The organism is Glycomyces sp. NPDC048151 (assembly GCF_043202775.1).
Classification (GTDB): Bacteria; Actinomycetota; Actinomycetes; order Mycobacteriales; family Micromonosporaceae; genus Glycomyces.
The window spans coordinates 82,087-108,131 of the sequence record NZ_JBIDBB010000011.1 but is presented as its reverse complement, the minus strand read 5'-3'; the positions used below and the strand labels follow the sequence as shown (position 1 = coordinate 108,131).

General features: G+C 71.2%; 26 protein-coding genes and 1 tRNA gene. 11 read left to right on the top strand and 16 right to left on the bottom strand.

Annotated elements, in window-relative coordinates; genetic code table 11:
- The first annotated feature begins 39 nt into the window (after nucleotides 1–39).
- Together ACGGCP_RS24440 and ACGGCP_RS24435 are read left to right on the top strand one after the other, a co-directional pair.
- Nucleotides 40–420, top strand: coding sequence for a VOC family protein (locus tag ACGGCP_RS24440; protein ID WP_392970452.1), 381 nt, complete (start codon nucleotides 40–42; stop codon nucleotides 418–420).
- A gap of 406 nt (nucleotides 421–826) precedes the next feature.
- Nucleotides 827–1,294: a GNAT family N-acetyltransferase gene (locus tag ACGGCP_RS24435; RefSeq protein ID WP_392970449.1), complete on the top strand. Its 468-nt coding sequence runs from the start codon at nucleotides 827–829 to the stop codon at nucleotides 1,292–1,294.
- On the opposite strand, the gene ACGGCP_RS24430 is transcribed toward ACGGCP_RS24435, so the two are convergent.
- The 8 genes from ACGGCP_RS24430 to tig all read right to left on the bottom strand — a co-directional run bounded on the left by ACGGCP_RS24430 (nucleotide 1,291) and on the right by tig (nucleotide 9,809).
- Complete coding sequence (locus tag ACGGCP_RS24430) at nucleotides 1,291–2,115, bottom strand: NAD(P)H-binding protein (protein WP_392970446.1); 825 nt, start codon at nucleotides 2,113–2,115, stop codon at nucleotides 1,291–1,293. The two genes, ACGGCP_RS24435 and ACGGCP_RS24430, sit on opposite strands and share 4 nt — an antisense overlap.
- 40 nt (nucleotides 2,116–2,155) lie before the next feature.
- Complete coding sequence (locus tag ACGGCP_RS24425; RefSeq protein WP_392970443.1) at nucleotides 2,156–2,863, bottom strand: ABC transporter ATP-binding protein; 708 nt, start codon at nucleotides 2,861–2,863, stop codon at nucleotides 2,156–2,158.
- Nucleotides 2,850–3,683: an ABC transporter ATP-binding protein gene (locus ACGGCP_RS24420; protein WP_392970440.1), complete on the bottom strand. Its 834-nt coding sequence runs from the start codon at nucleotides 3,681–3,683 to the stop codon at nucleotides 2,850–2,852. The genes ACGGCP_RS24425 and ACGGCP_RS24420 overlap by 14 nt, the downstream gene beginning before the upstream one ends.
- A complete protein-coding gene (locus ACGGCP_RS24415) occupies nucleotides 3,680–4,723 on the bottom strand; it encodes a branched-chain amino acid ABC transporter permease (RefSeq protein WP_392970437.1) in 1,044 nt (347 codons plus the stop codon). Before ACGGCP_RS24415 ends, ACGGCP_RS24420 begins: the two co-directional genes overlap by 4 nt.
- The gene (locus ACGGCP_RS24410; RefSeq protein ID WP_392970434.1) at nucleotides 4,724–5,593 is read right to left on the bottom strand and encodes a branched-chain amino acid ABC transporter permease; all 870 of its coding nucleotides are present in this window, start codon (nucleotides 5,591–5,593) and stop codon (nucleotides 4,724–4,726) included. It abuts the gene before it with no gap.
- 2 nt (nucleotides 5,594–5,595) lie between these two features.
- Nucleotides 5,596–6,966 (bottom strand): ABC transporter substrate-binding protein, encoded by a 1,371-nt coding sequence (locus ACGGCP_RS24405; protein ID WP_392970431.1) that lies wholly within the window; start codon nucleotides 6,964–6,966, stop codon nucleotides 5,596–5,598.
- Nucleotides 6,963–8,204, bottom strand: coding sequence for a hypothetical protein (locus ACGGCP_RS24400; protein ID WP_392970428.1), 1,242 nt, complete (start codon nucleotides 8,202–8,204; stop codon nucleotides 6,963–6,965). The genes ACGGCP_RS24405 and ACGGCP_RS24400 overlap by 4 nt, the downstream gene beginning before the upstream one ends.
- Before the next feature lie 210 nt (nucleotides 8,205–8,414).
- Entirely contained in the window at nucleotides 8,415–9,809 is a 1,395-nt protein-coding gene (gene tig, locus ACGGCP_RS24395; RefSeq protein ID WP_392970426.1) for a trigger factor, read from the bottom strand.
- Between the two features lie 322 nt (nucleotides 9,810–10,131).
- Here tig and ACGGCP_RS24390 point away from each other — a divergent pair, with 322 nt between their 5' ends.
- The 7 genes from ACGGCP_RS24390 to ACGGCP_RS24360 all read left to right on the top strand — a co-directional run bounded on the left by ACGGCP_RS24390 (nucleotide 10,132) and on the right by ACGGCP_RS24360 (nucleotide 17,038).
- Nucleotides 10,132–10,800: a ThuA domain-containing protein gene (locus ACGGCP_RS24390; RefSeq protein ID WP_392970423.1), complete on the top strand. Its 669-nt coding sequence runs from the start codon at nucleotides 10,132–10,134 to the stop codon at nucleotides 10,798–10,800.
- Between the two features lie 43 nt (nucleotides 10,801–10,843).
- Nucleotides 10,844–10,917: transfer RNA gene (locus ACGGCP_RS24385), tRNA-Gly, on the top strand.
- A gap of 220 nt (nucleotides 10,918–11,137) precedes the next feature.
- Nucleotides 11,138–12,763 (top strand): cellulose binding domain-containing protein, encoded by a 1,626-nt coding sequence (locus ACGGCP_RS24380; RefSeq protein WP_392970420.1) that lies wholly within the window; start codon nucleotides 11,138–11,140, stop codon nucleotides 12,761–12,763.
- A 98-nt stretch (nucleotides 12,764–12,861) separates the two neighbouring features.
- Entirely contained in the window at nucleotides 12,862–14,067 is a 1,206-nt protein-coding gene (locus tag ACGGCP_RS24375; RefSeq protein WP_392970417.1) for an MFS transporter, read from the top strand.
- Nucleotides 14,068–14,175: 108 nt separating this feature from the next.
- A complete protein-coding gene (locus ACGGCP_RS24370) occupies nucleotides 14,176–14,829 on the top strand; it encodes a hypothetical protein (protein WP_392970414.1) in 654 nt (217 codons plus the stop codon).
- Between the two features lie 79 nt (nucleotides 14,830–14,908).
- On the top strand, nucleotides 14,909–15,505 hold the full coding sequence (locus ACGGCP_RS24365) for a TetR/AcrR family transcriptional regulator (RefSeq protein WP_392970411.1): 597 nt from the start codon (nucleotides 14,909–14,911) through the stop codon (nucleotides 15,503–15,505).
- Nucleotides 15,506–15,619: 114 nt separating this feature from the next.
- Complete coding sequence (locus ACGGCP_RS24360; RefSeq protein WP_392970408.1) at nucleotides 15,620–17,038, top strand: FAD-dependent monooxygenase; 1,419 nt, start codon at nucleotides 15,620–15,622, stop codon at nucleotides 17,036–17,038.
- A gap of 52 nt (nucleotides 17,039–17,090) precedes the next feature.
- Here the strand turns inward: ACGGCP_RS24360 and ACGGCP_RS24355 are convergent, their stop codons facing one another.
- Nucleotides 17,091–18,290, bottom strand: a complete 1,200-nt coding sequence (locus tag ACGGCP_RS24355) for an ROK family transcriptional regulator (protein WP_392970406.1) — start codon at nucleotides 18,288–18,290, stop codon at nucleotides 17,091–17,093.
- A gap of 59 nt (nucleotides 18,291–18,349) precedes the next feature.
- Between ACGGCP_RS24355 and ACGGCP_RS24350 the strand changes: the two genes are divergently transcribed.
- Entirely contained in the window at nucleotides 18,350–18,976 is a 627-nt protein-coding gene (locus ACGGCP_RS24350; RefSeq protein ID WP_392970403.1) for an HAD-IA family hydrolase, read from the top strand.
- On the top strand, nucleotides 18,966–20,075 hold the full coding sequence (locus tag ACGGCP_RS24345; protein WP_392970400.1) for an MFS transporter: 1,110 nt from the start codon (nucleotides 18,966–18,968) through the stop codon (nucleotides 20,073–20,075). The genes ACGGCP_RS24350 and ACGGCP_RS24345 overlap by 11 nt, the downstream gene beginning before the upstream one ends.
- A gap of 48 nt (nucleotides 20,076–20,123) precedes the next feature.
- On the opposite strand, the gene ACGGCP_RS24340 is transcribed toward ACGGCP_RS24345, so the two are convergent.
- The 7 genes from ACGGCP_RS24340 to ACGGCP_RS24310 form a co-directional block, all read right to left on the bottom strand.
- A complete protein-coding gene (locus ACGGCP_RS24340) occupies nucleotides 20,124–21,122 on the bottom strand; it encodes a TerC family protein (RefSeq protein ID WP_392970397.1) in 999 nt (332 codons plus the stop codon).
- 186 nt (nucleotides 21,123–21,308) lie between these two features.
- Nucleotides 21,309–21,830, bottom strand: coding sequence for a hypothetical protein (locus ACGGCP_RS24335; protein ID WP_392970395.1), 522 nt, complete (start codon nucleotides 21,828–21,830; stop codon nucleotides 21,309–21,311).
- Between the two features lie 87 nt (nucleotides 21,831–21,917).
- Nucleotides 21,918–22,658 (bottom strand): SDR family NAD(P)-dependent oxidoreductase, encoded by a 741-nt coding sequence (locus ACGGCP_RS24330; protein ID WP_392970392.1) that lies wholly within the window; start codon nucleotides 22,656–22,658, stop codon nucleotides 21,918–21,920.
- Nucleotides 22,659–22,849: 191 nt separating this feature from the next.
- Entirely contained in the window at nucleotides 22,850–23,410 is a 561-nt protein-coding gene (locus ACGGCP_RS24325; RefSeq protein ID WP_392970389.1) for a TetR family transcriptional regulator, read from the bottom strand.
- Nucleotides 23,411–23,571: 161 nt separating this feature from the next.
- A complete protein-coding gene (locus ACGGCP_RS24320; RefSeq protein ID WP_392970386.1) occupies nucleotides 23,572–23,976 on the bottom strand; it encodes a YchJ family protein in 405 nt (134 codons plus the stop codon).
- A gap of 47 nt (nucleotides 23,977–24,023) precedes the next feature.
- Nucleotides 24,024–24,839 carry an SGNH/GDSL hydrolase family protein gene (locus ACGGCP_RS24315; RefSeq protein ID WP_392970384.1) on the bottom strand — a complete coding sequence of 272 codons (816 nt, stop codon included), beginning with the start codon at nucleotides 24,837–24,839 and terminating at the stop codon, nucleotides 24,024–24,026.
- A gap of 143 nt (nucleotides 24,840–24,982) precedes the next feature.
- Nucleotides 24,983–25,804, bottom strand: a complete 822-nt coding sequence (locus ACGGCP_RS24310) for an SGNH/GDSL hydrolase family protein (RefSeq protein WP_392970382.1) — start codon at nucleotides 25,802–25,804, stop codon at nucleotides 24,983–24,985.
- Nucleotides 25,805–26,045: the final 241 nt, after the last annotated feature.

Sequence of the window (26,045 nt, the reverse complement as noted above, 5' to 3'; positions counted from 1 at the left end):
AATCGCCTTCCCGACACCCGCATTCGTATACTGGCGGGCATGGCATCCCGCATCAGCGAACTGATCCTCGACTGCGAAGATCCCGAGACGCTGGCCGCGTTCTGGTGCGGCGTCCTCGACTACGTCGAGCTCGGCCGCGAGCCCGACGGCGGCGTCGAGATCGGCCCGCCCTCCGGGTTCGGCGGCCTCCAGCCGACGCTGATCCTCAGCCCCAGCGCCGACCCGAAACCCGCGAAGCTCCCGCTCCACATCGACGTCAACGCCACCGACCGCGACCAGGAAGCCGAACTCGAACGCCTCCTCGCCCTGGGCGCCCGGCCCGCCGACGTCGGCCAGACCGGCGACGAGGACTGGCATGTCCTCCAAGACCCCGAAGGCAACGTGTTCTGCCTCCTCCGCCGCCGCCTCGACCCGGCCTGACCGAGCCGAACGAATGATCCTGGGCTACACGGACTTCGAAGTCCGAACCGACTCACCGGCCCGGGCTCTACCGGGTCTCGCCCGGGGCCTGGGGCCTTCGGGCCTGTCTTGCTGTTGTTGTAGCGGGGGCGGTCGGCCTGGCTAGGGCCGACCGCCGCCTCGCTGCCGCGGCCGTCTGGTGCAGGTGCCGGCGACGCGGGTGCCAACCCGCGCCTCCAGTCTTGCGGCGGTCCGATCGGCTCCCACTTACCGCCGACCTACACCAAAACTGAAGCCAGCCTCCCACAGAAAGTCAAGACACTCAAGGAATCTTTTCTGCCTGTGGATAACTATGTGAGCTGCACTTTTGTTGCCTGATCAACGGCCTGTGGATAACCTTTCGGCGGCGTCTGCGGCGTCAGGGAGAATGGGCGGCGTGGATGCGATCGAGATCCGGCCGGCCCGGGACGAGGAGTTCACCGCCGTCGCCGGGCTGCGGTGGCAGTGGGAAGTCGAGGCCGGTGAACAGCCGGACGTCGCACGCGAGGTCTTCGAGAAGGAGTTCGTGGCATGGGCACGGCAGCACACCGAGTCGCATCGCTGCACGGTGCTGCGCCGCGACGGGACCGTCGTCGGTATGGCCTGGCTGGCGGTCGTCGCGCGGGTGCCGACCCCCGGGAACATGGCGCGGGCGATTGGCGACCTGCAGTCGGTGTACCTGGTGCCCGAGGCGCGCTCGGGCGGCCTGGGCGGGCGGCTCGTCGCGGCGGTGCTCGACGAGGCGCGGGCGCTCGGGCTGCCGAAGGTGACCGTGCAGTCGACCACGCGGGCCGTGCCCGTCTACTGCCGCAACGGGTTCGCGGCCTCGCCGAAGGTGCTTCAGGCCGAGCTTTAGCGGAAGTCGGCGGCGTGGGCTTCGGCCCACTGCTCGAAGGCGCGCGGCGGGCGGCCGGTGATCTGCTCGACCGTGGAGAAGAGCCGGGACTCGTCGAGGTTGCCGTCCACATAGAAGTCCCAGAAGGCGTGGACGTACTCGGCGGGCATGGTGGCTTCGAGTTCGGCCCGGGTCTCGTCGAGGGTGAGGGCTTCGAAGCGGAGCGGGCGGTCGAGGACGCGGGCGAGGATCGCCAGCTGCTCGGCGGGGAGCATCGCGCGGGGGCCCGAGAGCTGGTAGACGGCCCCGCTGTGGGCGTCGTCGAGGAGCGCGGCGACCGCGACGGCGGCGATGTCGACCGGGTCGACGCACGCCAGCGGGATGCCGCCCCAGGGCGCACGGACCGTGTCGCCGGTGCGCAGTTGCGGGAGCCAGCGCAGGGTGTTGGACATGAAGGCGTTGGGGCGCAGGATGGTCCAGGCGAGGCCGGATTCGCGGGCGGCGTCTTCGGAGCCTTCCATCATGGCGGTGACGGCGTTGGTCTTGTCGCCGGTTCCGGCGGAGCCGCCGGAGAGTTGGACGACGCGTCGCACGCCGGCGTCGCGGAGGCGTTCGTAGAGGGCGGGCATGTCGGGGTAGCCGGGGAGCATGAAGGCCGCTTCGACGCCTTCGAGCCAGGGCGTGAGCGAGTCCGGGTCGTTCAGGTCGGCCACGGCGGGGACGGTGCCTTTCGGGGCGCGGGTCTCGTCGCGGACCAGGGCGCGTACGGGGTGGCCGTGTTCGACGAGGGCGTCCGCTACTGCTCCGCCGACGTTGCCTGTTGCTCCGGTTACGAGGTACATGGGCCGATATTAGCTTTGGTCGGGTTGGGGCCCAATGGGTTTAGGTGCCGAAGTAGGCGGCTCGGACGGCGTCGTCGCCGAGGGTGTCGCTGCCGGTTCCGGTGATGGTGATGCGGCCTTGCTGCATGACGAAGGCGGTGTCGGCCTGGGCGAGGACGCCTGCGTTCTGTTCGACCATGAGGACGGTGGTGCCGCGCTGGTTGATGAGTTTGACGGCGGCGAAGACCTGTTCGGTGAGTTTGGGCGAGAGGCCGAGTGAGGCTTCGTCGATGAGGAGGAGTCGGGGGGAGCTCATCATGCCGCGTCCGATGGCGAGCATCTGCTGTTCGCCGCCGGAGAGGGTTCCGGCGGTCTGGTCGGCGCGTTCTTCGAGGCGGGGGAAGATCTGGTAGACCTCGCGCAGGTTGGCGCGGACGCGGCGGGTGTCGCGGCGGATGGTCCAGGCGCCGAGGCGGAGGTTCTGCCTGACGGTGAGGGCGGGGAAGACGTGGCGGCCTTCGGGGACGAGGACGATGCCGGCGCGGACGCGGGCGCCGGGGGTGCCGGTGAGGGGTGTGCTGTCGTAGCGGATCTGGCCGCCGGTGGCGGGGAGGAGTCCGGCGAGGGTCATGAGGGTGGTGCTCTTCCCGGCGCCGTTGAGGCCCAGGAGGACCGCGTTGGAGCCTTCGGGGATGTCGAGGGTGACGCCGTGGAGGACGGGGACGGAGCCGTATCCGGCGCGCAGGTTCTCGAGCTCAAGCAGTGCCATTGGCGGCTCCTTCGGGTTTGAGGGGCCACTCGGGGGGTGCGGTGGTCTCGGCGGTGCCGCCGAGGTAGGCGGCGATGACCTCGGGGTGGCGTTGGATGTCGGCGGGCGGGCCTTCGGTGAGGAGTTCGCCGAAGTTGAGGACGTAGACGTAGTCGCAGACTTCGGCGACGAGGGGGACGTGGTGCTCGATCATGAGGATCGTGAGTTTGAGGCGGTCGCGGAGTTCGCGGAGGGTGTCGCCGAGGCCGAGGGCTTCTTCGGGGCTGAGGCCTGAGGCGGGTTCGTCGAGGAGGAGCATGCGGGGGTCGGAGGCGAGGGCCATGGCCATGTCGCAGGTTTTGCGGATGCCGTACGGGAGTTCGCCGGTGCGTTCGCGGGCGACGTCCGCGAGTCCGAAGTAGTCGATGATCTCGGCGGCGTCGCGGAGGAGTTCGCGTTCGCGGTGCCAGGTGCCGGGGAGGCCGAGCATGCCTGCGAGCGCGGCGTATCCGGTGCGCTGGTGCTGGGCGAGCATGACGTTCTCGGTGACGGTGAGGGTGTCGATGACGCCGAGGTTCTGCCAGGTGCGGGCCATGCCGAGGCGGGCGCGGCGGTGGGTGGGGAGGTGGGTGATGTCGCGTTCGGCGAAGTGGACGCGGCCGCTTTGGGGTCGGTAGATGCCGGTGAGGCAGTTGAAGCAGGAGGTCTTGCCTGCGCCGTTGGGTCCGATGAGGCCGACGATCTGGCCTTCGCGGACAGTGAGGGAGAGGTCGTTGAGGACTTGGAGGCCGCCGAAGCGGAGCGTGAGCCCGTCGACTTTGAGGATCTGGCGGCGTTTCATCGCGGTGCTCCGTGTCGGGGGCCTTCGGTGAGCCATTTGGTGGCGGGTCTGAGGAGTTGTCCGAAGCCTCCTGGGAAGAAGCGGAGGACGATGAGGAGCATGACGACCACGATGAACGGCGGTAGTACGTGATATACCGCTTCGTTGAGGAAGGGCGGCTGCCAGGGGAGGCCGGAGAGGAAGTTGGGGAGGGTGAGGGGCAGGAGGGCGAAGAACGCGGAGGCGAGGATGACGCCGAGGCGGGAGCGGAGGCCGCCGACGACGGTCATGAGGACCCAGACGAGGGCGACTTGGAATTCGAAGTCCATGGCTTGGACGATCTGGTTCCAGTGGGCGAAGAGGCCGCCGGCGAGTCCGGCGATGAGGCCGGAGAGGCTGAAGGCGGCGAGTTTGTAGCCGGTGACGTTGATGCCGAGGGTGGAGGCGATGCGTTCGTCGTTGCGGACGGCGGCGAGGGCGCGTCCGGTCTTGGTGGAGACGAGCCGCCAGTCGAGGTAGAGGACGAGGCCGAGGACGCCGAGGCACAGGAGCGCGAAGGCGTGGTCGGAGGCGAGGACGGCGGGCCTGGGGGCGAGGGCGCCCGCGCCGCCGCCGGTGAATTCGCGCCAGTTGAAGATGGTGGTCTCGGCGGTGAGTCCGAAGGCGAGGGTGACGAGGGCGAGGTAGAGGCCGGTGACGCGGAGGGCGACGAGGCCGATGGCGGCGGCGGTGAGGGCTCCGGCGACGGCTGCGGCGGCGAGGCCGATGCCGAGGGGTGCGCCGAGGCGGGAGGCCGTGAATGCGGCGGCGAACGCGCCGATGCCGACGAACGCCTGGTGGCCGAGGGAGATCTGTCCGGCGTGGCCGGTGAGGGTGTTGATGGAGAGGCCGATGACGGCGTAGATCGCGGCGCGGCTGATGCGTTGGGCCCAGACGTCGCCGCCGAGGAGGAGCGGGAGGGCGGCGAGGGCGAGGAGGGCGAGGATGAGGGTGACGCGGAGGGCGAGGCCGAAGCGGCGTTGGACTTTGACGCGGGTGAGGACCATGGTCGCGGTGGTCATTTAGGCCTCCTTCCCTAGTAGGCCTTGGGGTCTGATGAGGAGGACGAGCATGAGGAGGGCGAAGACGCCGAGTTCGGCTGCTCCGGGGACCTTGAGTTGCTGTCCGAGGTAGTAGATGCCGAGGTTCTGGACGACGCCGATGGCGAGGCCGCCGATGAACGCGCCGGGGAGGCTGGTCATGCCGCCGAGCACGGCGGCGGCGAAGGCGGGCACGAGCATCGTGAGGGTCATGAACCCGGGCGTGAAGATCCCGACGGGGGCGTAGAGGAGCCCGGCGATGCCGCCGAGGAGCGCGGCCATGCCCCAGACGAGCCGGGAGACGGCGACAGGGCTGATGCCGACGACCTGCGCAGCGCGGGTGTCCTGTGAGGACGCGAGGACGGCGAGTCCGGTGTCCGTCTTGAAGAACCAGGCCATGGCGGCGGCGAGGACGGCGAGGACGGCCATGATGATGAGCTGCTGCGGGAGGATGCCCGCGCCGAGGATGTTCACGCCCTGGCCAGTGATCAGAGGCGGCATGACTCTCGGGATGGGTTGGCCGACAAGGACGATGATCGCGATGGTGAAAAGGGCGACGCCGACGAGTGCGACGAGCATGATGGTGCGGCTGGAGGATTCCAAGGGCCGGACGATGACGCGTTCGACGATGAGGCCCATGGCGACCGCTGCGGCGAGGCCGCCGACGACGCCGACCCAGTAGGGCAGGCCGGCGCCGACGACGATCGCGAACGCGGTGAAGGCGGCGACGCCGCCGAACTCGCCTTGGGCGAAGTTGAAGACGCGTTTGGCCTTGTAGACGAGGACGATGCCGACGGCGAGGAGGCCGTAGACCGCGCCTTGGAAGAGGCCCAGTGCGAGGAAGGCGCCCATCGTCAGAACCCGTTCACGAAGGCGTGGTCGGTCTCGTAGTGCCCGCCGCCGTCGCAGACGTTGCGAAGGACGCTGACTTGTGTCGCACCGAAGGGCCCGTTCGCGTAGTCGAGGTCGGGGAAGACGCCGGTGGAGAACTTCTGGCCCGCCACGGCGTCCATGAACGCGCCCCGGTCGAGGTCCTCGCCTGCTTTGTCGAGCATCTGGTGGAGCACTTTGGACTGTCCCCACATCATCCAGGTGACGTCGTCGGCTTCGATCCCGGCGGCGTCGACGGCGGCGAGGAAGTCGGCGTCGTATTCGCCGGCGTCGGCGAACGCCGGGGTCGGGTTGAAGAAGCGCGCGCCTTCGGTGGAGCTCGCGGCGCTGCAGCCGGTGCTGGCGACCTGGTCGAGGCCCATGCTGACGCCGACGCCGACGTACTGGGGGCGGCAGCCGGAGGCGGCGGCCATCTCGAGGTAGAAGGTGGGGCTGGTGAGCACGAAGACGACGTCGTAGTTCTTGACCGTGCCGGTGCAGAGGTTCCCGGCGGCGGAGGAGCCGCGTTCGTTCTTGTCGGGCCGGAAGACGTCGACGCCGTCGAACGCGCCGGTGAAGCCTTCGACGGCGTCGTCGAAGTTCGGGGTGTTGGTGACGACGGCGGCCACTTTGGACGCGTCGGTGACGCCGAGCTCGTTCTTGATGTAGTCGGCGAGCATCGGCGTCTGCTGCTTGTAGGTCATGGACGCGGCGAAGTACGTGTCGAGCGAGCCCATTCCCGTCTCGGTGACCCCTGTGGACAGATAGGGGACGTCTTCGCTCGCGGCGTACTGGGCGCACGCCTGGATCTGGTCGGTGCCGCCCGCGCCGATGAGCGCGAACGCTTTCTGCTCCTCGGCCATGGTCTGGCAGACCTGCCGGGCCGTGGAGGGCCGGTACTGGTCGTCGGCGAACACGGTCTCGACGGTGCGGCCGTGGATCTCGACCGGTTTCCCGCCGTTCCCGTACTGCCAGTACAGGTCCTTGCCGGTCTCGAACGACGCCTGCTTGAGCGGGGCCGCGCCGGTGAGGGGCGCGTGGATGCCGATGGTGATGGTGTCGGCGGTGACGCCGGTGGTGTCGCCGTTCCCGGCGTTCCCGTTGTCGTTGCCGCCGCCGTCGCCTCCTCCCCCGCCGTCGCCGGAGGAGTCGCCGCCGCCCTCGCCGTTCCCGGCGGCGTCGGTGCCGTCGGCTCCGGAGGACGCGCCGTCGCTGCTCGCGGCGTCGCCGCCGCCGAGGCCGGGGTTCTCGCCGCCCTGGGCGACGAAGTCGTCGTGCACGCCTTCGAACTGGCCGCACGCGGGCAGCACGAGGAGCGCGGCCGCCAAGAGCGCCAACGTGGTCCGCGTCCTCATGGGCGGTCCCCGCGGCCGGTGAGCTTCTGCCACAGCCCGGCCGGGATCGGCAGGGCCCAGCCGCGCTTGTCGAGGTTGTGCGCGCGGATGCGGTCGATCGCGCCGCCGCCGCCCGCGGCCGCCCCAGAAGCGCCCATCACGGAGTGGAGGACGTATGCGCCGACCAGCGCGGCCGGGATGAGCGTCCACACGTACCAGGGGGCTTTCGGCTCGATCGGTTCGTACGCGGCCGGGGCGAGCTCCTCGCTCGACGCGGGGTCCTCGGCGGCGGGCTCGTCGCCGCCGTCCGAACCGGAGCCGCCGCCCCCGCCGGAGGAGCCGCTGCTGCCGGAGGAGCCGCCTCCGGAGCCGCCCGTGGAGCCGGAGTCGGGGTCGGTCGCACCGTCGGTCGGGGCCTGGCCGGGGGTGAACGCGAACGTGGCGGCGAGCCGGTAGGCGGTCGCGTCGTACTCGTTCACGGGGGTCTGGGTGTCGTCTCGCAGCGGCAGTTTGAGGTTCACCTGCCACGTGTCGACGGGGGTCGCGCCGTCCATGACGGGCATGAACATGACGCCGTAGTTCTTGAAGGGGTCCTGGCCCCAGTCCTTCGCGAGCGCGGTGAGGTCGAACGTCCAGGTGGGCAGCGGGACCTCGACGGCGGGCGTCTCGGCGGTCCCGCCGTTCGCTATGGCCTCCTGGGTGGCGGCGATGAGCGCTTCGGCGTCGGCGACCTCGGCTGGGTCGGGTTCGGCGCGTTCGCCGACGGCGCAGGCCTCGCCGACTGGCGGCTGCACGTCCCACATCTCGGCTTCGCCGGAGGACCAGGCCTCGGTGATCGGGCAGGCCTGGACGAGTTTGCCGGTGGGGTTGAAGGTGGGCGAGTCGCCCGGGTCGTCGCCTTCGGCGACGGTGAGTTTGAAGTCGGTGATCTGGGAGCCCTCGGTGACGCCGCGTTCGGCGAGGTTGAAGGAGAGGGCGGCGACCTTGGTGTTCTCGCCGAGTTCGACGGCGACGGGCATCGTCGTCGCCGACTGCGGGTTGGGCCATTCGACCTGCTGTGCGATGGAGCCGAGTTCGAGGGTCTCGTCGATCTGGCGGCTCCAGTACCAGGAGACGCCGTCGACGCCGTAGTCGAACGCGAGGTCCTGCCCGGCGGGGTCGTCCTGGGCGGCGGCCGGGGCGGGCCAGGCGAGGACGGCGAGGGCCAGTGCGGCGGCGGCGTGCGGGATCGGTCGTGTGGTGCGGTGTCGGGGGATCATAGTGGGGCACTCCCGAGACGGTGGGCGGCGTGGTCACGGCGGGTTGAGCATTGATGGATGTAGATACACACCATAGGTCAAAGTGACGGCGGTCTCTACCCGTGAGTAGCAAAAATTTCGGGATCCACCGGGGCAAAGCGCTCCCATTCCGGCAAGACGAAAGGGGCCCGACGCGGATGCGTTGGGCCCCTTGGGAAAACCGGTGAGGATTTACTCCTCGGTCTTCTCCTCTTCGTCTGCTTCGGCGTCGGCCTCGGCGGCCTTGCGGCCCGGGAAGAGGTCTTCCTCGGTCAGCGCGGCGCCGGAGGCGTCGGTGATCGAGGCGTCCTTGACGACCTCTTCGAGGGCGAGCTGCTGGCGCAGCGACGCGGCGATCTGCTGGAGGCCGCCGTTCGTGCGGAGCTCGTCGACGAACTTCTGGAACTGGTCCTGCGGGACGCCGCGCTGCTGGGCCTGGCGGACGACCTCGGCGGTCATGAGCTCGCCGGAGACCTCGAGCTCGCGCTCGCGGGCGATCTTGCCGAGGATGATCGACTGGCGCAGGCGCGCCTCGGAGTCGGCGATCATGTCGGCCTTGAACTCGTCCTCGGACTTGCCCATCATCTGCAGGTACTGCTCGAACTGGGCGAGGCCCTCGGCGGTCTCGCCGTCGTGGCCGCCCTTCATGTGCATGAGCTCGTGCTCGACGTCCTCGGAGACGACCTTCTCCGGCAGGGGCAGTTCGACGGCCTCGACCAGCGCCTCGAGGGTCTTCTGGCGGGCCTCGTTGGCCTTGCCGGTGCGGGCCTGGTTCTCCAGGCGCTCGCGGGTGGCGTCGCGCAGCTCGGCGAGGGTGTCGAACTGGCTGGCCATCTCGGCGAAGTCGTCGTCGAGCTCGGGGAGCTCGCGCTCCTTGACCTGGGTGACCTTGACCTCGACGTCGGCGGTCTCGCCTTCCTGCTCACCCGCGAGGGTGGACTGGATGGTCTTCTCGTCGCCGGCGGACATGCCGATGAGGGCCTCGTCGAGGCCGTCGAGGAGGTTGCCGGAGCCGACCTCGTGGCTCATGCCGGTGACGGAGCCGCCTTCGACCTCTTCGCCGTTCTGGGTGGCGCGCAGGTCGAGGACGACGAAGTCGCCGTCGGCCGCGGCGCGCTCGACGGTCTTCAGCGAGGAGAAGCGCAGGCGCTGGGACTCGAGGTCCTTGTCCACGTCTTCCTCGGTGACGCCTTCGGCTTCGACGGTGACCTTCAGCGAGGCGAAGTCGGGGAGCTCGAACGCGGGGGTCACGTCGGTCTCGACCACGAACTCGAACGGCTTGCCGTCCTCGATCGGCTTGACCTCGGTCAGCTCGGGGCGGCCGAGCGCGTTGACGTCGTTCTCGGTGACGGCCTTGTTGAGGTTCGCCTGCACGGCCGGGTCCATGGCCTGCGCGTAGACCGACTCGCGGCCGATGCGCTGGTCGATGACCTGGCGGGGCGCCTTGCCGGGACGGAACCCGGGGACGCGGACCTGCTGCCCGACCGTCTTGTACGCCTCGTTGATGAACGGCGCCAGCTCCTCGAACGGCACCTCGACCGACAGCCGCACCCTGGTCGGGCTCAGGGTCTCGACAGTGCTCTTCACAGACGTACTCCTAGATCGTTTTCGCTCGATTGCCCTGCGGCATTGACTTGCGTCGGGGCGGGGGGTTGCGGTGGCCGCTTCGGTCCGTCGGCAGCGCAGCATCGACCCCCTCCGAAGCGAGTCTAGGCCGCCGCACCTGCGGGGCCCCGGCGGGTGTGGTCGATATCGCCGCCCGTCACCTGTGGGGGGCCGGTCCGGGCGGGCCGGGCCGACGGTGCCGAGATCGCCTAGACTACGCCCTGCAATCGTTCTCAGGAGGCGTCGGACGTCCCGTCCTCCGGCCGTCCGGAACGACGCCCCGCCCCGAACAGGAGTGAACGCTGTGGTCGCACCCGCCATCCTCGTCTTCACGAAGACGACCGGTTTCCGGCACGACTCGATCCCGGCGGGCGTCGCGGCGGTGGAGCGCATCGCGGCCGGGCTGGGCTGCGAGCTCGAGCACACCGAGGACGCGGCCGTGCACAACCCGCTCGACCTCGCCCGGTTCGCGGCCGTCGTGTGGCTCTCCCCGTCCGGGGACGTCCTCGACGAGCTCGAGCGGGCGGCGCTGGCCGACTTCGTGACGGGCGGCGGCGGCTGGTGCGGGGTGCACGCCGCGTCGACGGCCGAGCGGTCGTGGCCGTTCTTCCGGGAGCTCGTGGGCGCCCGCTTCATCGGCCACCCGCCGGGGTGCACGCCCGGCGAGATCGACGTCGTCGGCCCTTCCCACCCGGCGACCGCGCACCTGCCGCAGCGGTGGGCGTGGACCGACGAGTGGTACAGCTTCGACGAGCGGCCGAAGGACGTGGAGGTGCTGCTGGAGGCCGACGAGGGGACGTACGACACGGCGGGCCTGGCCATGGGGGCCCCGCACCCGCTCGCCTGGCACCGCCGCCTCGAGGCGGGCCGGTGCTTCTACACGGCCCTGGGCCACGCGGCCGAGGCGTACGAGGACGAGGTGTTCCTCGCCCATCTGGAGGGCGGCCTGCGAAGTGTGCTGCCGTCCCGCTGAGCGGATGCGCTACACTCGTCTGCGTCCGCTTCGGCGGGCCAGCGCGGGTGTAGCTCAATGGTAGAGTCTCAGTCTTCCAAACTGATTGCGCGGGTTCGATTCCCGTCACCCGCTCCAGACATCGGAACCCCCGGCCGTCGGCCGGGGGTTTTTGCGTTCCCGCGGGGCCCGGCACACGCTTGCTCATCGATACTCATCAATGTATTCTGTTGGGACCCTCACGGAAGTTCACTCGCAATCCCGGCATGAGTGGTCTCACCGTTGACGCCGGCGCGCGCACGCGCCCTCCTCACCGTCGATGATGGACTGTCGCCTCTGGTCAGACAAGGAATCTGCCATGGCATCATCGATCGACTCCCCCGTCCGACACCGACTCAGATTCGCCCTCGTCCTGGCGGCCGCGCTCGCGGTCGCCTTCGCCTTCGTGCTCGCACCGCGCCTCAACCAGGCGGAAGCGCAGGTCACGGCCGCTTCCGAATGGGACGGCGCGGACTGCGGCGTGGCGGTCCCCGGCAGCTGGGCGTCCAGTTCGCTCCTGCCCGACCCGTTCACCAGGATCGACGGCACCCGCATCACCTCCCAGAGCCAGTGGGAGTGCCGCCGCTCCGAGATCAAGGAGCTCGCCGAACGCGCCGTCTACGGCGACAAGCCGCAGCCCGACAGCACCACCGGCACCGTGACCGCATCGCGCATCACCGTCAACGTCAGCGACAACGGGCGCACGACGAGCTTCTCCGCGAGCGTGCAGCTGCCCAGCGGCACCGGCCCGTTCCCCGCCGTCATCGTCTACGGCGGCTTCGGGGCCGACACGGCGACGATCCTCGCCACCGGCACCGCCGTCGTCAACTACGACCCCGGCGCGGTCGGCGCGGAGGGCACGCCCCGCAACAACAAGCAGGGCGCGTTCTACAACCTGTACGGCGCCACCAGCACCACCGGCGTCCTCATGGCGCAGGCCTGGGGGGTGAGCCGCATCATCGACGTCATCGAGCAGTCCGGCGGGAGCATTTTGAAGCCCACCACGGGCGTCACCGGGTGCTCGCGGTACGGCAAGGGCGCGTTCGTCGCCGGGGCCTTCGACCAGCGCATCGCCCTGACGATGCCGATCGAGTCCGGCAGCGGCGGCACCAACGCGTTCCGGTCCATCCCGCAGGAGAGCGGCTCGCAGCCGCTCAGCAGCGCCTACGGTGAGCAGCCGTGGCTCGGCGACGCGTTCAGCGCCTACACCGGCAACCCTGCCGCGCTCCCGGTCGACACCCACGAGATCGTCGGCATGATCGCCCCGCGCGGCCTGTTCGTCATGGAGAACCCGCACGTCGAATGGCTCGGGGCGCGCTCGGGCGCGCTCGCCGCCCTCGGCGGCGCCGAGGTCTACAAGGCGCTCGGCGCGGGCGCGAACATCTCCTACCACTCCAACACGTCGAACGGGACGCACTGCGCGACCCGCACCGAATGGCGGACCCCGCTGCAGCAGAGCATCAACAAGTTCCTGCACGGCACCGGCAACCCGCCCGCACAGATCACCATGCACCCCAACAAGACCGCGAACCTCGCCCAGTGGAGGAGCTGGACGACGCCGACACTGACCACCGGGAACCCGAGCGAGACGACCACCCCGGCCGAGACCACCAGCCCCGCCCAGACCACCTCCCCGCCGCCGTCCGGGACCGGCTGCACCGCCGCCGTCCAAGTCGTGGGCCAGTGGGACTCCGGCTGGCAGGGCAACGTGGCCGTCACCGCCGGGGCCAGCGCGATCAACGGCTGGACCCTGACGTGGACGTGGCCGGGCGGCCAGCGCATCACCAGCTCCTGGAACGCGTCCGTGACGAGTTCGGGGGCGGCGGTGACCGCGGAGGACGTCGGCTGGAACGGCGCGGTCGCCGCCGGGCGGACGACGGCCGCGTGGGGCTTCGTCGCGAGCGGCACGGCAGTGACACCGGCAGTGACCTGCACGCCCGCTTAGCACGAGGGCCGGGGCGCGGCATGCGCCCCGGCCCGAATTCATCACATAGCGGTCCCTTGACGTGATCGATGCTCGCTACTGCTTGGTACGTTCCGGGCGTGTCCGAGCCCCGATCCCTCCCCCTGCGGCGTCTGGCCCTGCCGATCTACGGGCCCACGATCCTCATCTCGATCGGGATGGGCGCGGTCATGCCGCTCGTGGCCCTCTCGGCGCTCGACCTGGGCGCGAGCGTCACGCAGGCGGCGATCATCGTGGGGCTCGTCGGGTTCGGGCAGCTCGTGGGCGACCTTCCGGCGGGGGCGCTCGCGCAGCGGTTCGGCGAGAAGCGGGTGCTGCTGGCCGCGTGCGTGGTCGAGGCGGCCGCGCTGATCACGGCGTCGCGGACCGGTTCGCTCGCGGTGCTCGCGGCGACGGTGTTCGTCATCGGCATGTCGGCGGCGGTGTTCGGGCTGGCGCGGCACGCGTACCTGTCGGAGGCGGTGGCGCTGGGCTTCCGCGCCCGCGCCATGTCGACGCTGGGCGGGACGTTCCGCATCGGCGGGTTCATCGGGCCGTTCGTCGGCGCGTTCCTCATCGAGCAGTACTCGTTCGGCGCGACGTACGCGTTCGCGGCCGCGACGAGCCTCGCGGGCGGGCTCCTCAGCCTCGCCCTCCCCGACCTGCCGGCCGCGCGGACGGCCGCGGCGGTCCCGGAGCGGCGCGGGATGTGGTCCGTGCTGGCCGAGCACCGGAAGGTCCTCGCCACGCTCGGAACCGGGGTCCTCCTCATCATGATCGCCCGCGCCTCGAGGCAGGCGATCATCCCGCTGTGGGCCGAGCACCAGGGCCTGGACGCGACGGCCACGGCCCTCATCTTCGGCATCGCCGCCGGGGTCGACATGCTCCTGTTCTACCCGGGCGGGGCGATCATGGACCGGTTCGGGCGCATGTGGGTCGCGCTCCCGGCGATGCTCGTCATGGGCGCGGGGTTCCTGCTGCTGCCCTTGTCGGGGACGGCGGTGGCGATCGGGCTCGTCGCGTGCTTCATGGGACTGGGCAACGGGATCTCGTCGGGGATCGTGCTCACGCTCGGCGCGGACGTCGCGCCGGACGAGGGGCGGCGCCAGTTCCTCGGCGGGTGGCGGCTGTGCGGCGACCTCGGCGGGGTCGCCGGGCCGGGCCTGATCAGCCTCGTGTCACTGGTGCTGCCGCTGGGCGCGGCGGCGATCGCGCTGGGCCTCATCACCTGGTTCGGTGCGGCGTGGATGGCGAAGTGGGTCCCGGTCTACGACCCGGCCCGCAGGCGCGAGAAGGCCGCCGTCTAGGACCCCGCCGGGAAGCCCCGGTTCGCCGGTCCGGCCGCGAAACCGGGTGGCCTCGGCCTCCTGGGATCGTCATACTGCCTTGGGCGCAACGAGAACCGAGGGAGGCGCGTGCGACTCGACGACCGGGAGTGGAAGGTGCGCGTCGGCAGTGTCCGGCTCGGCGCGGCCGCCTATCGCGTGATCCGACCCGAGCGCCCGCCCGCGCACGGGGTGCTCCACCACGATTTCGGCATGCAGTTCTCGGTCGACAAGCAGGCCACGGTGGATCTCGCGATCGCCTGGTGGCTCGCCGCGAGATCCCGCAGAAGCATCGTCTGGCTTCCGCTGCGGACAGGCGACGCGGACTGCGGGTCCGCTCCGGGGTCCCGGCGCCTCGACCTCGTCCTGCTCCACCACAGCCTGGCCTTCCGAGTGTCGGAGTGGAAACGGGTCCGCGCCCGGATCGCGGAGTCGCACGTCCAGAAGGTGACGTTCCCTGCGGGCGGGCTCCCTCCGTACCGGTCGGGGCCGCACGACGTCCGCTGGCACCACGGGTTCCGCGACCACCTCGACTGGCGGGTCGCGGCCGACACCCTGTTCATCGTCGGCAGCCGCCCCGCCTTCGAACGCGAAGGCTGGAAGCTCCGCGAGCTCGCCGAGGAGGCCCCCGCCCGGCTGGCCGAGGCGCCCGACGGCCACTGCTGCGCCGAGATCGCCATGGGCCGGTACCGCTCGCGCACCTACGCGGAACTGCACGTCGAATGCTGCAACCGGCACTGGTGAGCGCCTTCGGGCGGACGATGACCGATTGAAGTCCGTAGGCAGTGACTGCCTTCTGGCAGTGACTGCCTATACTGGTGCCATGGAGACCGAAACGGCTGCGCCGCAAGGACTGCAGGCCCGCAAGAAGCTCGCGGCCATGCACCGCATCCAGGCGGCCGCCCTGGACCTGTTCGAGGAGCGAGGCTTCGACCAGGTCGGCATCGAGGCCGTCGCCGCGGCGGCCGAGGTGTCGCCGCGGACCGTGTACCGGTACTTCGGCACCAAGGAGATGCTGGTCATCTGGGACGAGGCCGACGAGCACCCCACGAGCCCGCTCGCCGCGCTCTTCGCGACCCCCGACCCGATCGGCGCGCTCCGGCAGGTCCTCGCCGCCGCCTTCGCGGCCATGGACGAGGCCGAGCTGCGGCTCATCCGCCGCCGCCTCGCCCTCGTCCACACGCACCCGGCGGTCGAGGGCGCGTACATCCTCCACTCCTACGAGAAGTCGCGCTCCATCGCCGGGTCGCTGCTGCCGCAGTCGGACGGCCCCGAAGCGTCGATCTTCGTGCACGCCTTCGTCGGCGCGACGATCGGCGCCATGCGCCACTGGTGGCGCTCGGGCTTCGAAGGCCACCCCTCCGTGTTCGTCGACCGGGCCCTGACGCTCCTCGCGGACGGGTTCGACGCCACTCGATGATTCCCTGCGTCACATTGCGCCAGAAAGACTTCCGGTCCCCGCCGAATTCCACTACCGTTTAATTCAACAGGCGATGAATTATTGTCGCCGTCCCACCCCCAAGGGAGACATGCCATGTCTGCGAACCAGGCACAAGTCATCGTCGTCGGCGCCGGCCCCACCGGCCTCCTCCTCGCGGGCGACCTCGCCGAAGCCGGGGTCGACGTCCTCGTCCTCGAATCCCGCGGCGCGAACCTCTCGAACCTCTCCCGCGCGTTCGGCGTCCACGCCCGCACCATGGAGGAGTTCGACGCCCGCGGCATCGCCGACGAGCTCCTCGCCTACGGCGGCGCGCAGCTGCCCGGCATCCGCCTGTTCAACCGGGTCACCCTCCACCTCGCCGACCTCGAGACCCGCTTCCCCTACCTCCTCATGACCCCGCAGTACAACGTCGAAGAGGTCCTGCGCAACCGGGCCGCGAAGGCCGGAGTCGCGATCCGCTACGAGCACAAGGTCACCGGCATCACCCAGGACGGCGAGAGCGTCACCGTCCACACCGAGCAGGGCGACTACACCGCCAGGTACGTCGTCGGCAGCGACGGCATCCACTCGGCCGTGCGCCGGGCCGTCGGCATCGACTACCCGGGCGAGGCCGTCCTGAAGTCGATCATGCTGGCCGACGTCAAACTCAGCGAACCGCCCGCCGAGAGCCCCGCGATCCAGGGCGTCAACGGCGCGTTCTGCTTCGTCGCCACCTTCGGCGACGAGTACTGGCGGATCTTCGCGTGGAACAGCGCCGACCAGAAGGGCGACGACGAGCCCATCGAGCTCGACGAGGTCAAAGAGGCCGCCCGCCGCTCCTTCGGCACCGACTTCGGGATGCACGACCCGCGCTGGATCTCCCGCTTCCACTCCGACGAGCGCCAGGCCACCACGTACCGCGAAGGGAACGTGTTCCTCGCGGGCGACGCCGCGCACTGCCACTCCCCCGCGGGCGGCCAGGGCATGAACACCGGCCTCCAGGACGCGGCGAACCTGTCCTGGAAGCTCGCCGCGGTCCTGCGCGGCGCCGACCCGGCCCTGCTCGACACCTACAACGCCGAACGCCACCCCGTCGGCAAGGCCGTCCTGCGCTCCAGCGGCGCGATCATCCGGCTCGCCGCCGAACGCTCCAAACTCAAGGCCGCCATCGGCGGCGCGGCCGTCGCCACCGCCATGCACATCAAGCCGATCGAGGCCAAGGCCATGGGCATGATCTCCGGCGTCGGCATCCACTACGGGCACGGGAAGGGCGAGGACGCCCTCGTCGGCCACCGCGCCAACGACATCGCCCTCGCCGACGGCACCCGCCTGTACGAGGCCCTGCGCGGCGGGAAGTTCTGCATCCTCGACAGCACCGGGACCTACACCGGCGACTTCACCGCCAGCGCCGCCTCGGCCCACCCCGACGGTGAGGTCAAGGTCGTCAGGCCCGACGCCTACATCGGCTGGGCGGGCGAGGACGACCCGGCCGCGATCCGCGCCTACCTCGCGAGCCACGCGGGCCAGAGCTGATTCCAACACCCACGGCGGCGGGCTCCGGCCCGCCGCCGTTCACGTTGCGGCCCTAGGCTGCGCGCTGCTCGGTCCAAGCGGCGATGCCGCCTTCGGTGAGGATCACGTCCCATGCGGCCTCGGCCGCGCCCAGGAGCGGCGCGTCCGGGCCGAGCACCGAGGGGACGACGCGCGGCGGGTCGTCCCGGCGGAACCCCATGAGACCCGCGCCGTACGCCGCCGCGAACGACTCGGGCGCGGCCCGGCGCAGCTCCGGCGCGAGACCGCCCAGGCACACTACCTCCGGGTCGAGGATGTTCGCGAGCCCGGCCGTGCCCCGGCCCAGGACCGCCGCGCACTCCTCAACGGCCGCACGGGAACCCGGATCCACCAGGGCCTCGATGAGATAGGCGCGCGGGTCCTCCGGCTCGTCCTGCCCCAGCAGCCGCGCCACCGCGCGGCCGTCGACCGCGACGTCCCAGCAGCCCGACGCGCCGCACGGGCACGCCACGGCCGGATCGCCCAGCGGCGCGTGCCCGAACTCGCCGCCCGCGCCCGTCGCGCCCGTCACCGCGTGCCCCTCGTCGACGAAGATCCCGCCGATGCCGACCTCGATCGTCAGGTACAGCACGCTCCGGCCCGGGTGCGAGAGCCGCGCCTCCGCGAGCCCCGCGAGCGTCGCGTCGTTCCCGAGCACCTGGGGCACACCGGGAAGCAGCGGTGCGACCTCGAGGTCGCGCCAGCCGAGCACACTGGACTGGACGATCGCGTTGCGCCGCACCGTGCCCGTCGCCGAGACCGAGACGGCCCGGACGCGGCCGCCGTGGCGGTCCGCGAGCGCGGCGACGGCCTTACGGATGTCCGCGAAGACGCGCTCGGGGCGCTTCGAGGCGTGGCGGCCGTGCGTCGAGTCGACCAGGGCCCCTTCGAGATCGGCGATCGCCACGACCCAGTCGGCGAAGCGGACGTCGACGACGGCCGCGAGCGGCCCGTCCGGGTGCGCGTGCAGCGTGGTCGTGGGGCGGCCGCGGCCCGAAGGCGGCGCGGGGGCCTCGGCGAGCAGGTCCAGGGCGCGCAGGCGCGCGGCGATCTCCGTCGCGGTGCCGGATCCGACGTGCATCGCGCGGGCGGCCTCGGCGCGGGTGACGCCGGGCCGGGAGCGCACGAGGCGCAGCAGGTCGAGCGCGCCGCTCCAGCGGGCCGCCTCGGCGCGCCCGACCTTCGCGGGTCCGTCGGCCGGGCCGTCTGCGGGAGCAGGGGTTCTGGCTTGCACTCGGGAACCTCCAGGAATTATCCTCGCGTTACGAGTTTATTTCTACCCCGGAGGGCTTCATGCGAAGCTACAGCAACCCCGAAGCCGTCCTGCTGGACATGGACGGCACACTGGTCGATTCCGACGGCGCCGTCGAACGCGCATGGGCCGCATGGGCCCTCGAATACGGCGTCGACCCCGCCGTCGCCCTCGAGAACGCCCACGGCAGCCCCGCCTCCGTCACCGCCGCCAGACTGCGCCCCGACCTCGATGCGGCCCAGGTGGAAACGGCCGCGCAGCGCCAGCTCAAGCTCCAGTACGACGACCTCGCCGACGTCGTCCCCGCCGCCGGAGCCGAACGGCTCCTCGCCGCACTCGACCGCACCGCCATCCCGTGGGCCGTCGTCACCAGCGCCGACGACCGGCTCGCCAAGGCCCGCCTCAACGCCGCCGGGATCCGGCCGCCGCTCCTGTTCACGTTCGAGCACGTCGCGCACGGCAAACCCGACCCCGAGGGCTACCTCCTGGCCGCGAAGGCGCTCGGCGTCGACCCGGCCGCGTGCCTCGTCGTCGAGGATTCCGAACCGGGCCTGGCGGCCGGGCGCGCGGCCGGCGCGATGACCGCGTCCCTGCGCGGCCTCCCAGCCGACGTGCGCCTGCGTGACCTCGGGGACCTCGCGGAGCTGCTGGTGCACGATGACCGTTGAGGCGCCGCCAGTGAAGGCCGCGACCCGCGACCTGACCCGCGTGGTCGCGTTCGCGCAGATCGGCCTCGGCCTGCTCGTGTGCTCCTACGGGCCGTACCTGGCCGGGATCGCGGTCGAACTCGACCGCCCGCGCGGCGAACTCGTGTGGCTCACCATGACGTTCGGCGCGGGCCTCGTCCTCGCCGCAGCCGCCGGACCCGCGGTGCTCCGCGCGGGCGCGGGCCTGGTCCTGCGGATCGCGTGCGCCGTCATCGCGGTCGGCGCGGTCCTCATGGCCGCGACGCCGCAACTCGCGATCGCCGGGACGGGCGCGGTGCTCGTCGGCTTCGGCTGCGCCGCCATCGCTTTGGCGACCCCGGACCTGCTGCGCGGGCCCGGCGCGGCGAAGCACATCGCCGTCCTCGTGGGCCTCTCGAGCGCGGCCGGAGTCTGCGCGCCGCTCATGTTCGGTGCGCTCGAGTCGGTCGGCGTCCCGGGCCGGTGGGCGCTGCTGAGCGCCGTCCCGGTCCTGCTCGCGGCCGTCGTGCACCGCACCGTGCAGGGCCCGCCGGACGACGTCCCCGACGGAGGGCGGATCCCGGTCGGCCCGGCCGCGCTCGCGTGGTCGCGGATCGTCCTGTGTGTAGGAATCGAGTTCTGCTTCTCGATCTGGAGCGTGGCGCGGCTGGTCGACACCGGCGTCCCGCTCGGGACGGCGTCGCTGCTGGGCGCGGGCTTCGGGATCGGCATGGCGGTCGGCCGCCTGGTCGGACCGCGCTTCGTGGACCGGCCGTGGGCGGTGCACGCCGCGCTGGCGCTCATCGCCGCGGGGACCGTCGCGGTCTACCTCGGACAGGACCCGGTGTCGGTGACGGCGGGGATCGCGGTGGCGAGCCTGGGCATCGCGCCGCTGTACCCGATCATGCTGGGGCGCCTGGTCGGCATCCCGGGCCTGAGCGGGCGGCACTCGGCGTCGATCGGGTCGCTCGCGTCGGGGACGGCGATCCTGTCGGCGCCCGCCGCGCTCGGCTGGCTGGACGGGCAGATCGGGCTGCGCGAGGCGTTCCTGCTGCCGATCCCGCTCCTGGTGGTCCTGCTCGTCCTGTCGCGGCGGCGGTAGCGCGACGGCCCCGGACCTGGGAGGTCCGGGGCCGCGACTTCGGTCGTGCTACTGCTCGTCCTTCTTCTTGGTGGCCGAGAGCGAGCCGGCGTGGGCCTTCTCCTCGGGGCTCATGCGGGTCTTGATGAGGCTCGCGACGGTGACGACCACGAGCACGCCGATGACGACGCTGAGGCTGACCGGGGTCGAGACCTCCGGGATCGCTTCGTTGATGTCGACGTGGCCCCAGTGGAGGATGAGCTTGACGCCGATGAACAGCAGGATGATCGCCAGGCCCGCCGAGAGGTAGACGAGGCGGTCGAGCAGGCCCTTGACGAGGAAGAACAGGGCGCGCAGGCCCAGCAGCGCGAAGGCGTTGGCGGTGAAGACGATGTACGCCTCCTGCGTGACGCCGAAGACGGCCGGGATGGAGTCGAGCGCGAAGAGCAGGTCGACCGAGCCGATGGCGATGAGGACGATGAACAGCGGGGTGAACAGCCGCTTGCCGTCCACTTTGGTGACGAGCTTGCCGTCGACGTAGTCGGCGGTGATCGGGAGGAAGCGGCGGGCGCCGCGGACCATCAGGTTCGACTCGATGTCGGGGTCCTCGTTGCGGTGGCGGAACAGCTGGATCGCGGTGTAGACGAGCAGCAGGCCGAACACGAGGAACATGAACGAGAACGAGTTGATGAGGGCCGCGCCGAGGGCGATGAAGATCGCGCGCATGACGAGCGCGAGCACGATGCCGAAGGTGAGGACCTTGTGCTGGTGGTGGTCGGGCACGGCGAAGGTGCTCATGATGATCACGAACACGAACAGGTTGTCGACCGAGAGGCTCTTCTCGATGATGTAGCCGGCGAAGTACTCGGTGCCCGCCGCGTTGCCGTACTGCATGCCGAACCAGACGCCGAAGCCGATCGCGACGGCGATGTAGAAGACCGACCAGGCCGTCGCTTCCTTGAAGCCGACGTGGTGGGGTCGCAGTGCCGCCAGGATCAGGTCCACCGCCAGCAGGGCGACGATGAATCCGATGGTTACGGCCCAAGTGAGTGGGCTGATATCGAGCAACGCTTCCTCCGTCAGATTGCCATCATCACGACTGCAAGTCTGACATCAGGCTCGCAGTGCCCGCATCCTAACGGCACCCGGGCCCGTTTGTCACGACTACCCCTGCGGGGTCGTGATCTCGACCAAAGCACGACCAAGGTCACATTGCAGCTGAATCGGTTTTTACCGCGCCCGGGGGCCGGGGCGTCAGGAGCGGAACCCGTCGAGCGCGGCGGTCTGCCGGGGCGTCAGCTTGAACCCCTCGACGGCGGCGCGGGGGTGGATCTCGGCGGCCTGCCACTGCTCGGCGCGGACGCTGGTGGCGACGCCGATGCGGCGCATGTAGGCGCGCAGCGTTTGGGTGAGCTCGAAGGCGTCGAAGAGGTAGACGTGGTCGATGCTCCAGGGCCGGTGCGCGCCGGACCGGGCGGCGCGGGGACCGGTCATGACCAGGTAGTACTCGAGCTCGTCGGTGTCGGCCATGTCGAGCAGGCCCTCGTGGCGGGCGTAGTGCTGGACGTTGACGGTGCGCCCGGCGAGGGGGCCGCTGCGGAACCAGCCGTCGACGGCGCGGGACGGCTCGAGTTCGATGTCGAAGACCTGCGCGGCGATCCAGTCCGAGAGGTGCCCGTGGGCGAGGGGGCGGCCGACGATGTCGGCGATGCGGGCCTCGATCCGGTTGCGCTCCTGGAGGAGCAGGGCGATCGACTTGAGTCCGCCTTCGTCCATCTGCCCTCCTCGTCCCGGCCGTGCTCCTCATCGTACCGACGCGGGGGCGGGGGCGCCGCCTTCGGCGGGCGGCGCCCCGGTGCGGCGCTAGATCGCGTTCCAGCCGCCGTCGCTGGCGAGGACGACGCCGTTGGTGTTGCTGGAGTCGTCGCTGAGGAGCCAGGTGATGGCGGCGGCCAGCTGCTCGGGCTGGGCGGGCGCCCCGGCGTTGACGAAGTACGGCTGGAGGCGCTCGATGCCCAGCTGGGACTTCGGCGTCGCCTCGATGTTGGTGGCGACGCCGCCGGGGGCGACCGCGTTGGCGCGGACGCCGTCCTTGGCGTACATGACCGCGGTGCTGCGGGTGAGGCCGATGACCGCGTGCTTCGAGGCGGTGTAGGCCGCGCCCGCGGCCGAGCCGCGCAGGCCCGCCTCGGAGGCGACGTTGACGATCGCGCCGGAACCGGCGGCGGTCATGAGCGGCAGGACCGCGCGGGTCAGGCGCATCGGCGCGGTGACGTTGACGCCGAAGACGCGGTCCCAGGTGGCGTCGTCGACCTCGGCGGCGGGCAGGAAGCCGTCCATGATGCCCGCGACGTTCGCGAGGCCGTCGGCCTTCCCGTCGGCGGCGGCCACGACCTGGTCGATGACGTCGGCGGCGGTGAGGTCGCCCGCGACGGCGCGGATGTCGATCTCGGAGGCGAGCTTGTCGAGGCTCTCCTGGTTGACGTCGGCGGCCACCACGGTGGCCCCTTCGCTCGCGAGGCGGAGCGCGGTGGCGCGGCCGATGCCCGAGCCCGCGCCGGTGACGATGACGGTCTTGCCGGAGAAGCGGTCTGCAGTTCCCATGGGTCTCCCTCGGTTCCCGGCCGCCTCCACGGCGGCCCGTGTCGCAGTATTCCCCTGGGCCGGGCCCAGAGCGGTGGATTCTCTCGATCCCAATGATTAAGTCAATCATTTGACTTAACATTAACGCGGGTGGAGACGCCCCGCGAGAGAGCGGGCCATGAGATCGGTCATCCCGCGACCGGGCGGAGGCCCTAGTCGGCGGCAGTCGCGCAGGCCCCGGCAAGGAGGCGGCCGATGGCCTCGAGCCGGTCGGCCATGGACTCGGGGTCGAGCGGGTCCTCGCCCGAGGCGAGCCAGTCGCTCATGAGCGCCGCGCCACCGCCGGTGATGAACACGGCCAGGTCGTCGGCCATGCGCGGGGCCATCGTGTCGCCGAACCGGGCCAGGAGCGCGTCGCGGCGCAGCGGCGCGAGCAGGCCGCTCACGACCTGGTGGAGCGCGAACGCGCTCGCCGTGGCGAACATCGCGCGGTAGAAGCCCTGGTGGGCGGCGAAGTGGCGGGCGACCGCGAGGGCCCGGCCGCGCCCGACCGCCTCGGTCGGGTCGTCCTCCCACGGTTCGGTGAGCTCGCGGCGGGCCAGGTCGAGGGCCGCCTCCAGCAGCAGGGTGTCGCGGTCGCCGTAGTGGAGGTAGACGAGCTGGCGGCTGACCCCGGCGGCGTCGGCGATGTCGGACACCGGGACGTTCGCGGTGCCGCGCTCGCTGACCAGCGCGGTCGCGGCGCCCAGGAGGGCGGCGCGGGTTCGTCGCACCCGGCGGTCTTTGGCGGGTGGCGGAGTCGGGAGGCTCACCCGACGAGGTTAGGCGGGTGGCGATGCTTCGACAAGTCGTTCGACGGCCCGACTGTCGCGCTTCAGGCGGGACCCGTCGCGGCAGGCGGAGCTGACCAGGGCGACAGCCGGGGCAGGTCGTTTCAGGTGAAGCTGATCGCGTCGACGTAGGTCCAGTCGCCGCCGATGCGCTCGAAGGCGCTGTCCTCGGTCTGGGAGCCGGGCCCGTCGGCGTCGGTGTAGTCGGCGCGGAAGCGGACGGTGCCCTGGGTGTGCAGCGGGGAGCCGCCGGTGGTCGCGAGGATCTGGAGGCCGGTGAAGCGGCGGCCGTCGCCCGCGAGGTCGAGCCGTTCGGGGCGGGTCGCGGGGTGCCAGGTGCGCAGGAGGTAGGCGGCGTCGCCGAGGGCGAACGCGCTGTAGCGGGAGCGCATGAGGGCTTCGGCGGTGGCGGCCTTGGCGGTCGCGGCGTGCAGCGGCCCGCAGCAGTCGGCGTACGCGGCGCCGGAGCCGCACGGGCACGGGCGTGGCGGGCAGGAGCGTCTGGGCATCACAGGATTGTGCCGCACCGGCCCGGGGGCCGGTGCGGCGGTTGCGCCTAGCAGTCTTCGAGGTACGGGGTGACGACCTCGGCGTAGGCGGCCTGGCCGGCGGCGTTCGCGTGGAACGACTCGATCGTGCCGGTGTAGCCGAGGATCCACGGGTCGGCGGAGCAGACCTCGTGGCCGGTGAAGGCGTCGCGCACGTCGGCGAACGCGAAGCCGTGCTCGTCCGCGACCGAGGCGGTCGTCTCGGCGAGCAGGTCCGCGGTCTCGTTGAGCAGCGCCTGCTCCTCGGGGGTGATCGCGAGGGTGCCAGAGCACGAGACGCCGCCGAACAGGCGCGGGTTGCCGACGACGGTGACGTCGGCGAACGGCGCGAGGTCCTCGACCTGGGTGTAGAGGTCGTCGAGCTCGGCCGGAAGGGTCCCGGTGATGACGTTCTGCGCGTTGGCGACCGCGCCCTGGCACAGGGCGGTGTCGGTCCCGGCGCAGGCGCCGAGCACCGAGGAGAACCCGGCGTCGTTGCCGCCAACGCCGATCGAGACCTCGCGGGTGCGCCAGGTCAGGTTCGCAAGCTGCTCGGCGACGACGTCTTCGACGCGCGCGCCGGAGCAGGCGTCGAACGACAGGCGCGCGCCCATGGCCTCGGCGGCGAGCTGCGGGTAGGCGTTGGCGGAGCGGTAGCAGTCGGTGCCGTCGTCGGCGTAGTCGCCCGCGCCGACGCCGGACACGTACGAGTCGCCGAGGGCGACGTACCGGGGCGACCAGGTGTGGCCGGCCGACGCGGGGGACGCGAACGACGCGGCCGCGATACCGGCGACCGCCGCGGCGGCGAGGGTGCGCGCGATGCGCTTGGTGGAGGGTCGGGACATGGGTCTCCTTCTGGTGTTTGCGGACCGGGCCCGGGAGGCCCGCCCCGTCGGGGTCCCGGCATTGTATGCGCGGCGGTCCAAAATGCCCGTGAACGCGAACCGGCCCCGGAGGGAAGACTCCCCCGGGGCCGGCCCAGGTTGCTTTAGTAGTCGAGCTGGGGCAGGACGACGTCGGCGTACGCGTCCTGGCCTGCGGCGTTCGGGTGGAAGGACTCGAGGGTCCCGGTGTAGCCCAGGATCCACGGGTCGGCGGAGCAGACGCCGTGGCCCTCGAAGGCAGCGCGCGGGTCGGCGAAGTCGAAGCCGTGGTCGGCCGCGACGGCCGCGGTGGTCTCGGCGAGCAGGTCGGCGGCGTCGTTGAGCAGCGCCTGCTCCTCCGGGGTGATCGCGAGCGCGCCGGAGCAGGCGGTCTCGTTGAACAGGCGCGGGTTGCCGACGACGACGATCTCGGCGGAGAAGGCGCGGTTCTCGACCTGGGTGTAGAGGTCGTCGAGCTCGGCCGGGAGGGAGTCGGTGATGATGCTGCGCGCGTTGGTGATCGCGGTCTTGCACAGCGCGGTGTCGGTGCCCGCGCAGGCGGTGAGGACCGAGGAGAACCCGGCGTCGTTGCCGCCGACGCCGATCGTGACGTGCTCGGTGTTGACCCGGTAGAGGTGGCCCAGCTGGTTGGCGACGACGTCCTCGACGCGGGCGCCGGAGCAGGCCTCGAACCAGAGGCGTTCGCCCAGTTCGGTGTTGACCTGGTGCGCGTAGGCGTTGGCGGAGCGGTAGCAGGCAGTGCCGTCGTCGGCGTAGTCGCCCGCGCCGACGCCGGAGGCGAACGAGTCGCCGAGCGCGACGTACTGCTGGATGGTGATGTCGGCCGAAGCGGGGCCGGCCAGGCCGGCGATGCCGAGGCCCGCGGCGGCCGCGACTGCGGCGACGCGGGCGAGGACGCGGCGCGACTTGCCTTCCTTGAAGGACACAGGGTCTCCTTGTTGTCGTCAGGGCCGGCGGGCGGACCGGCTGTGCTCTTGGCACGAGGGTCCGCCGCCGGAGGACCGCGTCATTATAGGCAGCGAAGTCCATTGTGTCGCAATAGGAACGGTGCGTGACCGTGCGTCGCGCGGGCCCGCTGCGCCCCGCTCCGCGCAAAACTGTTTCGGGAAGTTTCCCGAACCGGTTCGGAAACTGTTTCCGGATACGGCTAGAATGGCGGCACACATG

Coding starts and splice junctions, on each gene's coding strand:
- ACGGCP_RS24410 (WP_392970434.1), bottom strand. CDS start 5,593: ATGGGCGCCTTCCTCGCACTGGGCCTCTTCCAAGGCGCGGTCTACGGC.
- ACGGCP_RS24420 (WP_392970440.1), bottom strand. CDS start 3,683: ATGAAACGCCGCCAGATCCTCAAAGTCGACGGGCTCACGCTCCGCTTC.
- ACGGCP_RS24360 (WP_392970408.1), top strand. CDS start 15,620: ATGTCTGCGAACCAGGCACAAGTCATCGTCGTCGGCGCCGGCCCCACC.
- ACGGCP_RS24335 (WP_392970395.1), bottom strand. CDS start 21,830: ATGGACGAAGGCGGACTCAAGTCGATCGCCCTGCTCCTCCAGGAGCGC.
- ACGGCP_RS24415 (WP_392970437.1), bottom strand. CDS start 4,723: ATGACCACCGCGACCATGGTCCTCACCCGCGTCAAAGTCCAACGCCGC.
- ACGGCP_RS24380 (WP_392970420.1), top strand. CDS start 11,138: ATGGCATCATCGATCGACTCCCCCGTCCGACACCGACTCAGATTCGCC.
- ACGGCP_RS24425 (WP_392970443.1), bottom strand. CDS start 2,863: ATGGCACTGCTTGAGCTCGAGAACCTGCGCGCCGGATACGGCTCCGTC.
- ACGGCP_RS24435 (WP_392970449.1), top strand. CDS start 827: ATGGGCGGCGTGGATGCGATCGAGATCCGGCCGGCCCGGGACGAGGAG.
- ACGGCP_RS24405 (WP_392970431.1), bottom strand. CDS start 6,966: ATGAGGACGCGGACCACGTTGGCGCTCTTGGCGGCCGCGCTCCTCGTG.
- ACGGCP_RS24440 (WP_392970452.1), top strand. CDS start 40: ATGGCATCCCGCATCAGCGAACTGATCCTCGACTGCGAAGATCCCGAG.
- ACGGCP_RS24315 (WP_392970384.1), bottom strand. CDS start 24,839: ATGTCCCGACCCTCCACCAAGCGCATCGCGCGCACCCTCGCCGCCGCG.
- ACGGCP_RS24330 (WP_392970392.1), bottom strand. CDS start 22,658: ATGGGAACTGCAGACCGCTTCTCCGGCAAGACCGTCATCGTCACCGGC.
- ACGGCP_RS24400 (WP_392970428.1), bottom strand. CDS start 8,204: ATGATCCCCCGACACCGCACCACACGACCGATCCCGCACGCCGCCGCC.
- ACGGCP_RS24345 (WP_392970400.1), top strand. CDS start 18,966: ATGACCGTTGAGGCGCCGCCAGTGAAGGCCGCGACCCGCGACCTGACC.
- ACGGCP_RS24320 (WP_392970386.1), bottom strand. CDS start 23,976: ATGCCCAGACGCTCCTGCCCGCCACGCCCGTGCCCGTGCGGCTCCGGC.
- ACGGCP_RS24350 (WP_392970403.1), top strand. CDS start 18,350: ATGCGAAGCTACAGCAACCCCGAAGCCGTCCTGCTGGACATGGACGGC.
- ACGGCP_RS24430 (WP_392970446.1), bottom strand. CDS start 2,115: ATGTACCTCGTAACCGGAGCAACAGGCAACGTCGGCGGAGCAGTAGCG.
- ACGGCP_RS24365 (WP_392970411.1), top strand. CDS start 14,909: ATGGAGACCGAAACGGCTGCGCCGCAAGGACTGCAGGCCCGCAAGAAG.